Origin of the sequence: Kitasatospora sp. NPDC002551 (assembly GCF_040296005.1) — a bacterium.
GTDB lineage: Bacteria > Actinomycetota > Actinomycetes > Streptomycetales > Streptomycetaceae > Kitasatospora.
The window spans coordinates 16,035-29,298 of the sequence record NZ_JBEOWI010000018.1 but is presented as its reverse complement, the minus strand read 5'-3'; the positions used below and the strand labels follow the sequence as shown (position 1 = coordinate 29,298).

Here is a 13,264-nt window from a genome sequence, read left to right as displayed (position 1 = left end):
GCGCGCGGGCGGGTGCTCAGGGGCGGGTGCTCAGGGGCGGGGGCGGACGGCCATGCCCGGGCGCCGCCGGTGGACCGTCAGGTAGACGGCGCCCTCCGGCCCCGCCGACACCGCGCGCGCCGCGCCGCGCGGCAGCAGGCGCAGCGCGCCCGGCTCCAGGGAGTGCTCGACGCCGCCGCAGCGCAGCGTGCCCCGGCCGGCGATGCCCAGCACCAGCACGTCCAGGTCCGGCTCCACGTGCTCGGCGACGGACGCCTCCGGGCGCAGCCGCACCACGTTCGCGTCCAGCTGGCGCTCCGCCCCGGTCAGCCGCCACAGCGCCCCGGCCCCGTCGGAGGCCGCCTCCCGCAGCAGCTCGTCCAGGACCACGCCCTCGCCGAGGGCCTCCGCATCCGTCATGCCGGACATCATCCCACCGGAGCGCGCGTCTGCCGCCCGGCCGCCTCCGGGGTGTCCAGGGTGACGGGCAGGCCGGCCTCGATCCGCCGCAGCAGACGGCCCCCGTGCACGCCCGGCGCGTCGAAGCCGCGCAGTGCGTCGGGGTCGTCCCCGGCCCCGGTGCGCAGGACCTCGGGCACCAGGACGGTCTCGGGGGCGACCGGCGGCGCCTGCGGGTCGGGCGCCAGGTAGGGCGGCGCGAGCACCGGTCCGTGCAGCGTGCCGCCGATCAGGTCCGGCTCGAACTCCGAGGAGAGTACGGTGACTTCGGCGTGCAGGTCGCCGTTGATCATCACCAGCTTGTCGGTCGTGTGGCCGACGAAGGCGCCGACCCGGACGTCCCCGCGCACCAGGAGCTTGGCGTCGCCCTCCAGGTAGACGGCCGCGGCCCGCAGGTCGCCCAGCACGATCAGCGCGGGGCAGCCGTCGTCGGTGTTCAGGACCGCCCCGCCGACGGTGAGGTCCCCGTCGACGATGTAGCCGGTGCCGTCCGGCTCCGCCGCGTCCAGGTCGAGGTGGCCCTCGACCGCCAGGTCGCCGGTGTGGACGTCGTACTCCTCCTCGTAGAGGTTCTCGTAGGAGTCCTCGGGCAGTCCGCGCCGCTCGAAGAGCGCCACGGACTCGTCCCAACTGTGCGGTGTGGTCGTGATGTTCATGAGCGGAACTGTGCCACGCGGCACTGTCGGCCGCCCCCGCCGGGGCGCCCCGGCGGGGGCGGGGGCGCTACGGGCGCGGCTGGTTGATGTTGACCAGCCAGGTGATGCCGAAGCGGTCCGTGCACATGCCGAAGACGTCGCCCCACATCTGGCGCTCCATCGGGACCAGGGTGGTGCCGTCGGCGGACAGCTTCTCCCAGTAGCCGCGCAGCTCGGCCTCGTCCTCGCCGCTGACGGACACCGACATGTTGGTGCCGGCCGTGTACGGCATGCCGGGCGGTGTGTCGGCGGCCATCAGCGTGAAGCCGGCGGTGGTCGTCAGCATGCCGTGCATGATCCGGTCGGCGCCCGGGCCGTCCCCGGCGCCGAACTCGCCGTAGGTGTTGAGCTTCAACTCGCCACCGAAGACGTCCCGGTAGAACTCCAGGGCCTGCCGGGCGTCGCCGGTGTAGTTGATGTACGGATTGAGGATGGAGGGCATGAATGGTCCCTTTCCTGGGGGAATGTCCGATCCGTAGCGTAGGAAACGGCGCGCCGAAGGGCGGGCCGACGCCCCGGCGCGAACCCGTGGAACCCGTGGAGTCCGGCACGAGCTGCCCGGACCGCACGGCACCCTGCCCGGAAGGCCCTTCCGTTCACCGGGCGGGTCTGACAGCATCGTCCGCTATTCGATGACCAAGGGCCGGTGACCGGTGCGCCGGACGCCCGGGGAGGAGCAGGATGCGGGACCGCGACGTGCCCGGTCGCCGGGGCGACGCCCACCGGCCGGCGGCCTGGGTGCGCACACGGCTGCGCTCGGCGCGGGCGGCCGCCCTGCTCACCGCCGTGCTCACGCTGGCCACCGTCTTCACCGCGGCCGCGCTGCCCAGGGCCGCCGACCGGGGCGCGGACAGCGCGGTGGCCAGGTTCGTCCTCGACCGCGGCGTCGGGGCCACCAGCCTGCACCTCACCGCCCGCCCGCGCCCCGGCACCCGGGCCGCCGACCTCGACACCCTGCGCGAACGGCTCGTGGCGCGGATCGGCTCCGACCTCCCGCTCACCCGCGACGGCGAGCACCACGGCACCCGCGCCCTGACCGCCCGCCCGATCCTCGGCGACGGCTACGACCGGCCCGGCGGGATCGCCCCGCAACTGCACCTGACGTACCTCCAGGGCCTCGCCGGGCACGCGACCCTGACCGAGGGCAGCTGGCCCGGCCCCGCCCTGCCGGGGGAGCCGCTGCCGATCGTCGTCAGCGCGCGGGCCGCCGAGAGCGTCCGGCTGAAGGTCGGCGACCTCCTCGACGGCGGCTCCGACAACGGCGCCGACGCCGGTGCCCCGCTCCGCGCCCGGATCGTCGGCCTCTACCGCGCCGACGCCCCCCGCGAGCGCTACTGGCAGGAACTGCCCTGCCCCGATCGCGCCTGCCTGAAGACCCTCGACGGCGGCGGCGTCCGCTGGGAGACCGGCGGCTTCGTCGGCCCGGACGCCCTCGCCGCCCTGCTCGCCTGGGGCGGAGGAGGCGAGGACTTCTGGCGCCTGCCGCTCGACCCGCACGCCCTGCGCGCCGACCGGCTCGCCGAGCTCCGCTCCGGCCTCGGCTCCCACCTGGCCGGGCCCGGCGCCGTCCGGGCCGCCGAGGAGACCGCCCGGCCCGACCTGAGCGTCTCCACCCTGCTGCCCGAGGTGCTCGCCGACGCCACCGCCCGCCACCGGGCCACCGCCCCGCTGGCGGCGATCGGCCCGGCCGGGGTCGCGGGAACCGCCGCCGTGGTGCTCTGCCTGGCCGCCGCCCTCGCCGCCGACCGGCGCGCCGCCGAGCTGCGGCTGCTGCGGGCCCGCGGCGCCTCGCGCACCGGCATCCTGCTGCGCCTGCTGGGCGAGTACGCGGTCACCGTCCTGCCGGCCGCCGCCGCCGGCACCGCGCTCGCCGTCCTCCTGCTGCCCGCCCCGCGCTGGACGGCGTCCGCCCTCGCGGCCGGCGCCACCGCGCTGTTCGCCCTGCTGGCCTTCCCGCTGCGCGCCACCCTGCTGCCGCCCCGGCCCCCGGGGACCACGCGGACCCGGCGCCGCCTCGTCGGTGAACTCCTCACCCTGACCGTCACGGCCGCCGCCGTGGCCGAGGTCCGCCGCCGGGGCGCGGCCCCGCCCGGCGACGCACCGGACCCGCTCCTGGTCACCGCCCCGCTGCTGGTCGCCCTCACCGGAGGCCTGCTGCTGGCCCGCGTCCAGCCCTGGCTGGTCGGCCGGCTCGCCGCCGGTGCCCGCCGCGGACGCGGCCTGATCGGCTTCCTCGGCCTCGCCCGGACCGCCCGGGACACCGCCGGCCGCCACCGGCCGGCCGTGCTGCCCACCCTCGCCCTGCTGCTCGCCGTCACCACCGCCGGCTTCGGGGCCACCGTGCTCGACACCACCGACGGCGCCCGGCTCCGCGCGGCCCGCACGGCGATCGGCGGCGACGCCGCCGTCCTGGTCCCGCCCGAAGCACCGCTGCCCGAGCCGTTCCTCACGGCCGCCGCCGCCCTGCCCGGCGTCCGCGCCGCCAGTCCCGTCCGGATCGAGCGCCAGACCTACGTCCTCGGCGTCGGCCGGCTCGCCGTCCAGGCCACCGCGGTGATCGTCGAACCGCGCGCCTACGCCGAGATCGCCCGCACCGTCGGCGTCGGCCCCTTCGACCCCGACACCCTGGCCGCGCCGCCCGGCGGCCCCGACACCCCGGTGCCCGCGCTGGTCAGCCCCGGCCTCGCCGAGCGGCTCCCGCCCGGCCCGCAGCGGTTGCGCACCCCCGGCGGCGAACTGCTCGCCACCGCCGCCGGAACCCTCGCCGCCACCCCCGCCCTGCCCGAGGCGATCCGCGAGTTCCTCGTGCTCCCGGTCGGCCCCGCCTCGGCGCGGCTGCCGGATCTCGCCCGCGCCGACGCCTGGCTGGCCGTCGGCGAGGTGGACGGGGAGCGGCTGCGCTCGCTCTTCGTGCACAGCGGCCTGGCCGACGCGACGGGCCTGGCCGAACTCCTGCGCGAGGAGGCCCGCGAGGTCAGCCGGGAACCGGACGGCATCCCCGACGGCTACCGGGTGCGCACCAGCCGCGAGGTGGACGCCCGGCTGGCCGCCGACCCCCTCCAGGCCTCCACCGTGCGGCTGTTCCGGACGGCGGCCGCCGCCGGCGCCGGATTCGCCCTGCTCGCCGTCCTGCTGACGGTCCTGCGGGCCTCGCCCGAGCGCGCGGCGCTGCTCGCCCGGCTGCGCACCATGGGCCTGCGGCCCCGCCAGGGCCTGGCGCTGATCCTCGCCGAGACCGTCCCGCAGGCCCTGGCCGCGGTGGCCGCCGGCGCCGCGGTCGCCGCGGCGGCCGTCGCCCTGCTCGGACCGGCGTTCGACCTCTCACCGCTGGTCGGCGCGACGGTGGACGACGCCCTGAGCCCGCTCGCGCTGCCGGTGCTGCGCCCCGCCGCGGCCCTGGCCCTGCTGGTCTGCGCCGCGGTGGCGCTGGAGGCGCTGGTGTCCGGCCGCCGCCAGGTCGCCACCGAGCTGCGGGCGGGCGAGCGGAACTGAGGCGGCGCCCGGACGCTCCCCGTCCGGGCGCGCCGCGCGGTCGGTCAAGGATCCGGCCGCCGTGCCGGCGCAGCTCGTGGGCGCGCTCGCCGGTGGCGGTCAGGATGTGCTCGACGCCCGGAACCGGTCGACGGTCCCGGTGGTCTCGTCGATCTTCGGCGCCCCCGGGTGGTCCTGATCGCTTGCCGGCGCCGCGGTCGTCCTAAGCCGCGGCTTCCCGCGGTACGCCGGCTGCGGCGCGGCCTTCCGCATCCGACCGGCACGCACCGGAGCCCCGGCCGGACGGCGGTCCCACCACCGCCGGCCGGCCGGGGCCCGGACCGGGTGCGGCCGTCAGGCGGCCACGAACTCCACGAGGTCCTTGGTGAACTCGGCCTCGTAGGCGCCGACCAGGCCGTGCGACCCGCCCGGGTAGACCTTCAGGACGCCCTGGGGGAGCAGCTTGACGGCCTTCTCGGCGGAGGCGGCGATCGGGACGATCTGGTCGTCGTCACCGTGCGCGACCAGCACCGGGACGTCGATCTTCTTGAGGTCCTCGGTGAAGTCGGTCTCCGAGAACGCCTCGATGCAGTCCAGCGCGTTCTTCAGACCGGCCTGCATGCCCTGCAGCCAGAACTCGCGGCGCTTGCCCTCGGAGACGGCGGCGCCGGGGCGGTTGAAGCCGTAGAAGGCCTCGCTCAGGTCGTAGTAGAACTGCGACCGGTCGGCGGCCACGCCGGCCCGGATGGCGTCGAAGGCCGAGAGCGGGGTGCCCTCGGGGTTGGCGTCGGTGCGCAGCATGAGCGGCGGCACGGCGCCCAGCAGCACGGCCCTGCGCACCCGCGCGGTGCCGTGCCGGCCCAGGTAGCGGGCGACCTCGCCGCCGCCGGTGGAGTGGCCGACCAGCACCGCCTCGGTGAGGTCGAGCTGGTCGAGCAGCTCGGCGAGGTCGTCGGCGTACTGGTCCATGTGGTTGCCGTCCCACGTCTGGGTGGAGCGGCCGTGGCCGCGCCGGTCGTGGGCGATGACCCGGAAGCCGGCCGAGGCGAGGGCCACGGCCTGGTACTCCCAGGCGTCGGCGTTCAGCGGCCAGCCGTGCGACAGGACGACGGGCCGGCCGCTGCCCCAGTCCTTGTAGAACTTCTGGGAACCGTCGGACAGGGTGATGAAGGGCATGGCGGCCTTTCGGGTCGTGCTCGGGGAGGAGCGGGGAGAGGTCGGGCCGGTGCGCTCTCGTGGGCGCTCCGGCCGGCTGGTTCCCAGCATGGCCGCCCCAGGGCCCGGGGGCACGGCCGCGGCGGGTCCTGTGCACCGTCGGTCAAACGCCGTGCGGTCCGGAGCACGTTCGGGCCCTCCACGCGGCGGGTGCGAACCCCCGGAGACGTTCCTAGGCTGGGGACATGGGTGAGTTCGACGCCTTCACGGCCCTGCTCGACTACCCGGTGTACGTGGTCACCGCGCCCGGGCCGCCGCCGGCCGGGTGCCTGGTCGGGTTCGCGGGGCAGTGCTCGATCGACCCCGTGCGGTTCGTGGTGTGGATCTCCAAGGCGAACCACACCCATGACGCCGCGCTCGCGGCCGACGCGCTGGGCGTGCACCTCCTGCCGTTCGGGCACGGGCTGGCCGCGCTGTTCGGCGGTCGCAGCGGCGACGACACCGACAAGTTCGCGGGCGTCGAGTGGTACCACGGGCCGTTCGGCGTGCCGCTGCTCGCCCAGGCGCCCGCCTGGTTCGTCGGCCGGGTGCTGGACTGCGCCGACTGGGGCGACCACACCGGCCTGCTGCTGGCCCCGGTGGCGGTCGGCGCCCCGCCCGAGGACGGGGCGCCGGTGCTGTCCTACCGCGACGTCGCCGGCATCGAGGCCGGCCACCCGGCCTGAGCCGGGGGCGTCACGCCCGGGCCACGTGTCCGGCCCACGTGTCCGGCCTAGGTGTCCGGGCCTCGCGCCTCAGCCGAGCGGACGGCAGAGCAGGGCGTCCGGGACGCCCTGGTGCAGCCACTTCCAGGTGGAGGCGACGCCGGCCAGGTACTCGTCGTCGGCGCACTGGCCCTTGTAGGACCCGGGCGCCCAGTCGCTGCCGGCCGACCCGCCGCTCGCCGGGCGGTTGTCGCCGTGGTCGAACCAGGCGGTGCGGGTGGCGGCCTGCGTCGCGGCGGCCGAGGGGGCGCAGAGCAGGGCGGCCATCGCGCCGGACCGCACGCCGTAGCCGACCGCGAGCTGCCCGTCCGGGCACTGGAGCTTGTTGTAGCCCGAGGCCCAGTCACCGTGGGTGACGTAGCGCTCGTCGGTGACGGTCACCCAGTCGCCCGCGCCGGTGGGCCGGCCGGCGGCGTCGGTGCACAGGCCCCGGCCGTCGCCGCGGGCGAGGCCGACCAGGCGCTGGCCGTCCGGGCAGTTGCCCTTGCGGTTGCCGGGGCTCCAGTCGGGGCGGGCGAGCATGCGCCGGGAGACGTCGAAGTCGCCGTGGTCGAGGTCCAGCAGGTCCCAGCTCGGGGCGGGGGCGACCTGCCCGGTGTACGACGGGGCGGAGACCAGCCGGTTCCAGGCGGCGGCGCGCCAGTCGCCCGGGTCCTCCAGACTGAGCGCCCGGCCGGCGGTGTCGAAGTGGAGCAGCGCCCAGCTGTCGTTCGGTACGCCGCCGTTGTGCCAGCCGACCAGCGGCCAGATGGCGAAGTCGGTGTCGTTCGCCGCCAGGATCCGGGTGAAGGCGTCGAACCAGGCGTGCTCCGCGGCGTCGGTGGAGCCCCGGCCGCCGGCGCCGAACTCGCTGATCCACACGGGCGCGGTGAAGTGCTGGCCGGAGCGGGTGACGAACAGCGCCTCGTCGTCGACGACCCGGGCCAGCTGCTCGGGGGTGAAGTCCTGGTAGCGGGGGTCGCCGGTGGCTCCCGGACCGCTCGCCGCACCGGTGTTGGCCGGGCCCGTGTAGCCGTAGAAGTGCGCCGAGTAGACCAGCTTGCCGGAGTCGAGGAGGGTGTGCGAGAGGGTGCGGACCGGGGTGAGCTGGGGGCGGCCGTGGCTGAATCCGGCGGCGGGGATGCCGTACCAGTTGATGCCCTCCATGATGACGAGCATGTCCGGGTCGGCCCGGAGGATCCGGTTGCCGGCCTCCTCGAAGGCGGCGTACGCGTCGTGGCCGTCGCCCAGGCCCCAGTTGGGGTCGTCCCAGACGTCGCGGCGGATCTCGTTGCGCAGGTCGGCGCCGACCACCCGCTTGTCGTTGCTGTACCGGTTCACCAGGAACACCCAGTCGTCCACCCACGCCTGGGTCGACTGGCCGCTGTTCCACCGCTCGTTGCCGTCCAGGCCGCAGCAGAACCGGTAGCTGGTGGTGTGGTTGTTGAGGATCACCGCGAAGCCGTCGGCGGTGAGCGCGGCCACCACGGCGTCGTACACCTGGAGCGGGGTCCGTCCCCTCAGCTGCGGGTTGGCGGCGACGGCGGCGTCCGGGACGGGGGCGGTGTCGTGGATCATGGCGTTGGCGAAGGGCAGCCGGATGCTGTTGACGCCGAGGCGGTGGAAGCCGCCCAGGATGTCGGCGATCGGTGCCCGGTCCAGGCCGAGCGGCAGGTTGTGGGACACCTGGCCCGCCTGGTTGTTCGCCGGGTCGGTGGCCGCGCCGCTGCCCTGCCAGGTGCCCTGGGCGCCCGCCCAGTTGCCGGCCTTGAGCTTGAAGCGGTCACCGTTGGCGTCGACGACATAGCGGCCCCGGGTGCTCAGCGGTCCGGTCCACGAGGCGGAGAGCTGGGCCCCGGTGAGCGGGGTCGGCGGCGGCACGGGGTCGGCCGTGGCGGTGCCCGCTGTGCCGGTGGTGCCGGTGGTGCCGGCGGAGGCGGCGGGGCCGGCCGCCGCGGTCATCGCGAGGCAGGCGAGCAGGGCCGTGCCCGCCGCCAGTGCGCGGCGTGCGAACGTCTTCATGGTCATCCCGGTGGGTGAGGGTGCGGGAGGGTGTGACAACCACTCATTACCCATCGGTAGGAGAGGAATCCCCGCCCGGCCGCCTCGGTGTGCGCCGTGATCGGCCGTCACCTGCGCCCCGCCCGTCCCGCCCGTCCCTGTCCCTCCCGCCCGTCTCGCCGGGGTCGCGCCGGCCGAGTCTGTCGGTGCCCCGGCCTAGGCTCGGGCGCATGAGCATGATCGGTCGTTACCTGCGGCTCAGCGCCGCGGAGTTGGAGCGCGCGGCACTGGAGCCGGAGTGGGCCCTGGCGTTCGTCGAGCGGCTGGACGACGAGTCCGCGGAGGCTGACGGCGGGCGGGCGCGCGGCGGTTGGGCGCGGCTGCACGGGACCGGGAAGGCGTGGCAGGCACTCGACTTCCTGCTGCGCCGCCGGGAGTTCCCGGTCGACCTGGTGCACGGGGAGGAGGAGCTGCCGGGCGCGGAGGACTGGGGCTACGGGCCGCCGTGCCGGATCGCCCCGGACCGGGTCCGGCTCGCCGTCGCGGCGCTCGCGGCGCTCGACCCCGGCCGGCTGACCGAGGGGGTCGCGCCGGCGGACCTCGCCGAGGCGCGGGTGTACCCGCAGAGCCTGTGGGAGGCGGAGGACTCGCTGCACCTGGTGACGGCCGAGTACCACGCCCTGTCCGACTTCCTCCGGGCGGTCGCCACCCGCCGGCACGGGGTGCTGGTCTGGATCGAGTGACGGGCCGTGCCCCGGCCCGGCACACAGAGCGATATATCGGTACATTGGGGACATTCGGGAGCAGTCCCGGACTCAGCGTGTTCACGCACAGAAGGCCGAGCCGCCTTCGGAAAGGGTCTCCATGCAGCGCGCCCTCAGCCCCGCCGTCCTCGCCGAGCTGCGCCGACCGAGGCCGTATCCGGCGGTGTCGATCCTGATGCCCACCCACCGCCGGGAGCCGGACAACGCCCAGGACCCGGTCCGGCTGCGCAACCTGCTGGCGGAGGCCAAGGAGAAGGTCCAGGCCGACCCCGAGGTCTCCCGCGCGGACCGGATCGACGTGCTGGAGCGGCTGGACCGTGCCCTCGCCGAGGTCGACCTGGTGCACGCCGACGACGGCCTGGCGATCCTCGCCGCCCCCGGTGAGCACCAGGTCTGGTCGCTCGGGCGTACCGCTCCCGCCCGGGTGGTGCTCTCGGACACCTTCCTCACCCGCAACCTGGTCGCCGCGCAGGCCGCCGAGCGCCCCTACTGGGTGCTCGCGGTCGCCGCCGACCGGGTGATGCTGTGGGGCGGCACCGAGGAGCGGGTCACCGAGGACCGCGAGCACGGCTTCCCGCTGGTGCGGGTCTTCGACAACCCCGACCCCGAGCGGCAGGAGCGGATCGGCGACACGCCCAGCACCTTCCGCGACGAGGAGACCAAGACCTTCCTGCGGCAGGCCGACGCCGAGGTCGGCAAGCTGCTCGCCGCCGACCGCCGCCCGCTCTACGTGACCGGTGAGGCCGCGGCGCTCGCCCTGCTGGACGCCGTCGGCCCGATCGCCAAGGAGGCCACCGCGCAGATCCCGCACGGCGGCCTCGCCCAGGCGGACACCGAGACGGTCCGCAAGGTGGTCGAACCCGCCGTCCGGGCCCAGGCGGATCGCGAGACCACCGAGTCGCTCGCCCAGCTCGACGCGGCCCGCGGCCGCCAGACCTTCGCCGCCGGCCTGGACGAGATCTGGCAGGCGGCCGGCGACGGCCGGATCGCCCGGCTCGTGGTCGAGGAGAACTTCCGCACCACCGTCCGCGACGACGGCGAGCACCTGGTCCCGGCCGCGGCCGAGGAGTCCGGGGCGCGCGAGGACATCGTCGACGAGGTCATCGAACGCACCCTGGGCACCGGCGCCCGGGTCGACTTCGTCCCCGACGGCTCGCTCTCCGACGCCGGCCGGATCGCCGCCGTCCTGCGGTACTGAACGCCGCGACCCTGAACCCGGACTCACGGAGTCCGGGTTCTTTCGCTGAGCGACGGGACGACGGGACGACGGGGCGGGAGGCGGGCGGGTGAGGGGGGAGGGGCGAGATCCCCCAGGCGCCCGCCCGAATCATCGCGTCGAGCACCCGACTCGTTCAACGTCATTCACTCATCGGTGAATTGAAGGCATCAAGCGCTCAGTAGGGGGCCAATTCCTGTCTTTTCCGGACAGCGCCGGATCGGGTGGCCGGAAGCCTTGCCCCGCCGCGCGGCACGGGTCCAAGATGGGCCTGAGCCTCCGGCATATGCCAATGGGGGGCGGTCCCGTGCAGCCCTGGCGGGCGTCGAGCCGGCGCCCGACTTCGCCCGGGCGGATCCGCCACCCCCGAACGGCGTGACTCCCCAGGCCCACGGCCCGGTTCCACTGACGCCGCTGCGCAGTCAGGCAGTCCGCGCGACCCAACTCCCCGATCCCTCAAGCCCGCTCGCGCATTCGCGCGCGCAGCACGCCCGCGGGCGCACACCACCATCCCCTTGGGACCCCTGTCCGGCCCCATCCCTCAGCGAGAGAAGGAATTGTCATGCGCACGCTCAGCGCGCGCCGGCTCGCCGCCGCGGCCGGCATCGCCATCGCCCTCCTCACGGCCGTCCCCGCCAGCGCCACTCCGGGGGCGCTGGACACCACCTTCGGCACCGGCGGCAAGGTGGTCACCGACTTCGGAGGCACACCCTCGCTCCCCGACGTCGGCAACGCCCTGGCGATCCAGCCCGCCGACGGAAAGATCGTCACCGCCGGCCGGGCGGGCATCAACCTGCCCGGCGCGGGAGGCAACGCCCAGTTCGCCCTGGCCCGCTACAACACCGACGGGACCCTGGACACGACCTTCGGTCCCTCCAGCGCCGTCCCCGGCACCGTCACCTTCTCGTTCCTCGCCGTACCCAACACCAACTTCGCCCGGGCCGTGGCGATCCAGGCCGACGGAAAGATCGTCGTCGCGGGGCTCGCCGGCCCGAACGAGCAGACCGCCAACGTCGCGATCGCGCGACTGAACACCGACGGCAGTCTGGACACCTCGTTCGGCACCGGCGGGAAGGTCCTGCTCAACGTCTCCGGCGGCCTCGGTGACGGCATCCGCAGCCTGGTCATCCAGCCGGACGGCAAGATCGTCGGCGCCGGCGCGGCCGGACCCAACGCCCTGCTGGTGCGCCTGAACTCCAACGGCACCCTGGACAGCACCTTCGGTGGCGGTCTGGGCCTCACCACCCTGCAACTCGGCACCACCAGCCACTTCTTCGGCCTGGCCCAGCGCAACGACGGCAAGCTCGTCGCGGCCGGGTTCTCCGTCAACACGGCCACCAGCGCCGACAACTTCCTCGCCGCCAGGTTCAACGCCGACGGCAGCCTGGACACCACCTTCGGCACCGGCGGCTCCACCAACGTCTCCTTCGGCCTGCTGTCCGACCTCGCGTTCGGCGTCGCGCTGACCAACGGCGGCAACAACGGCAAGATCGTCCTCGCCGGCCTGGCGCAGTCGCCGGACCCGTTCAACGTCATCGGGGCCGGCGCCTTCGGCCTGACCGAACTGAATGCCGACGGCAGCCTCAACCTCGCGTTCGGCACGCTCGGGAAGACCACGACCAAGGTCAGCCTCCTCGGCGACGAGGCCCGGTCCGTCACCATCGGCCCCGCCGGCAAGATCTACGCCGCCGGGGAGAGCAACGAGATCTCCCCCTTCCCGCTCGACCCGAGCACCGGCGTGCAGACCGTGCTCCGCTACACCTCCAACGGCCTCCTCGACACCAGTTGGGGCACGGCGGGCGTCGTCACCACCTCGTTCGGCACCGGCGGCGCCTCGGCCCGCGGCGTGGCGCTCGACTCCAGCAACCGCCTGGTCACCGGCGGCACCGCCACCGTCACCAAGCCCGACCTCCTGCCCGGCCTCGACTTCACGGCCGCGCGCTACCAGACCAACTGATCCGGCAGCGCACGCCCGGGCCCGGAACCGCCTCGGTTCCGGGCCCGGGCCCCTGACGAAGCTAGCGCAGCAGGACGGACAGCAGTTCGGCGAGGGTGGGGCCGGCGTCGGCGGGGTGGCGCAGCTGCTTGCCGTCGATGACGCTGTAGTGGTTGGTCCGGCCGTGGCGCTCGTGGCTGAGGTAGCCGGCCCCCTCCAGGTCGGCGATGATCCGCTGGACGGCGCGCTCGGTCAGCAGGCAGCGGGCGGCGATGTCGCGCACGCGGATGCCGGGGTCGCGCGCGATCTGGACGAGGACGCGGGCGTGGTTGGTGAGGAAGGTCCACTGCCGCGCGGCCGCACTGCCGTTCTCCATGGATCAAGGATAGGGCGTTGATTCACGACATCGAAAGCACGACAAAGAATTCGTGCAATGGTTGACATGTGAGCCGGACGGGCGAACAGTGGGCAGTGCGCCGGGACGCACCACCGCGCCCCCGTCGACGCCGCGCCGTTCCCGGGAGATGGTTCCGTGACCCACCTGAGCAGGGAAGGGCTGGAGCGGCTCGCGGCCTTCCTGACCGAGCGGATCGGACCGCCGTGCGAGGAGGGCGAGCACGCCTCCCGGGTCGAGCCGCTGCGCCGGCAGGTGCGGCACGCGGTCATGGGCGTCGACGCCTACCTGACCGCCGTCGAGGCGGGCGACGGCACCGCCCGTCACCTGCACGAGCAGGCGCTCGGCCTGTGGCACGGCCTGGAGCGCATCGCGGCCGCCTGGCCGGGCGCCCCGGGCGTCCCCGTGACGGAGGACGCCGTCCCGCTGGGCGGCTGAACCCGGCGGCGCG

The 13,264-nt window shown here is 75.1% G+C and carries 12 protein-coding genes; 6 read left to right on the top strand and 6 right to left on the bottom strand.

What is annotated here, in order from left to right:
• Positions 1-30: 30 nt before the first annotated feature.
• From ABT093_RS17545 to ABT093_RS17535, 3 genes are all read right to left on the bottom strand, one after another.
• A complete protein-coding gene (locus ABT093_RS17545) occupies positions 31-399 on the bottom strand; it encodes a cupin domain-containing protein (RefSeq protein ID WP_350565117.1) in 369 nt (122 codons plus the stop codon).
• An 8-nt stretch (positions 400-407) separates the two neighbouring features.
• Positions 408-1,094 (bottom strand): hypothetical protein, encoded by a 687-nt coding sequence (locus tag ABT093_RS17540; RefSeq protein ID WP_350565115.1) that lies wholly within the window; start codon positions 1,092-1,094, stop codon positions 408-410.
• Between the two features lie 67 nt (positions 1,095-1,161).
• Positions 1,162-1,575: a VOC family protein gene (locus tag ABT093_RS17535; protein ID WP_350565113.1), complete on the bottom strand. Its 414-nt coding sequence runs from the start codon at positions 1,573-1,575 to the stop codon at positions 1,162-1,164.
• A gap of 239 nt (positions 1,576-1,814) precedes the next feature.
• Here ABT093_RS17535 and ABT093_RS17530 point away from each other — a divergent pair, with 239 nt between their 5' ends.
• Positions 1,815-4,625, top strand: a complete 2,811-nt coding sequence (locus tag ABT093_RS17530) for a hypothetical protein (RefSeq protein WP_350565111.1) — start codon at positions 1,815-1,817, stop codon at positions 4,623-4,625.
• A 333-nt stretch (positions 4,626-4,958) separates the two neighbouring features.
• Here ABT093_RS17530 and ABT093_RS17525 read toward each other — a convergent pair whose 3' ends face one another.
• Complete coding sequence (locus ABT093_RS17525) at positions 4,959-5,780, bottom strand: alpha/beta fold hydrolase (protein ID WP_350565109.1); 822 nt, start codon at positions 5,778-5,780, stop codon at positions 4,959-4,961.
• 224 nt (positions 5,781-6,004) lie between these two features.
• Here ABT093_RS17525 and ABT093_RS17520 point away from each other — a divergent pair, with 224 nt between their 5' ends.
• Positions 6,005-6,484: a flavin reductase family protein gene (locus tag ABT093_RS17520; RefSeq protein WP_350565108.1), complete on the top strand. Its 480-nt coding sequence runs from the start codon at positions 6,005-6,007 to the stop codon at positions 6,482-6,484.
• Between the two features lie 69 nt (positions 6,485-6,553).
• Here ABT093_RS17520 and ABT093_RS17515 read toward each other — a convergent pair whose 3' ends face one another.
• Positions 6,554-8,524, bottom strand: a complete 1,971-nt coding sequence (locus tag ABT093_RS17515) for a glycoside hydrolase family 5 protein (protein ID WP_350565106.1) — start codon at positions 8,522-8,524, stop codon at positions 6,554-6,556.
• A gap of 209 nt (positions 8,525-8,733) precedes the next feature.
• Between ABT093_RS17515 and ABT093_RS17510 the strand changes: the two genes are divergently transcribed.
• From ABT093_RS17510 to ABT093_RS17500, 3 genes are all read left to right on the top strand, one after another.
• Entirely contained in the window at positions 8,734-9,246 is a 513-nt protein-coding gene (locus ABT093_RS17510) for a DUF1877 family protein (protein WP_350565104.1), read from the top strand.
• A 121-nt stretch (positions 9,247-9,367) separates the two neighbouring features.
• Complete coding sequence (locus tag ABT093_RS17505; RefSeq protein ID WP_350565103.1) at positions 9,368-10,465, top strand: baeRF3 domain-containing protein; 1,098 nt, start codon at positions 9,368-9,370, stop codon at positions 10,463-10,465.
• Positions 10,466-11,045: 580 nt separating this feature from the next.
• Complete coding sequence (locus ABT093_RS17500) at positions 11,046-12,440, top strand: delta-60 repeat domain-containing protein (protein WP_350565101.1); 1,395 nt, start codon at positions 11,046-11,048, stop codon at positions 12,438-12,440.
• A 61-nt stretch (positions 12,441-12,501) separates the two neighbouring features.
• Here ABT093_RS17500 and ABT093_RS17495 read toward each other — a convergent pair whose 3' ends face one another.
• A complete protein-coding gene (locus ABT093_RS17495) occupies positions 12,502-12,795 on the bottom strand; it encodes a helix-turn-helix transcriptional regulator (protein ID WP_350565099.1) in 294 nt (97 codons plus the stop codon).
• 156 nt (positions 12,796-12,951) lie between these two features.
• On the opposite strand from ABT093_RS17495, the gene ABT093_RS17490 reads away from it, so the two are divergent.
• Positions 12,952-13,251: a hypothetical protein gene (locus ABT093_RS17490; protein WP_350565097.1), complete on the top strand. Its 300-nt coding sequence runs from the start codon at positions 12,952-12,954 to the stop codon at positions 13,249-13,251.
• The last annotated feature ends 13 nt before the right edge of the window (positions 13,252-13,264 follow it).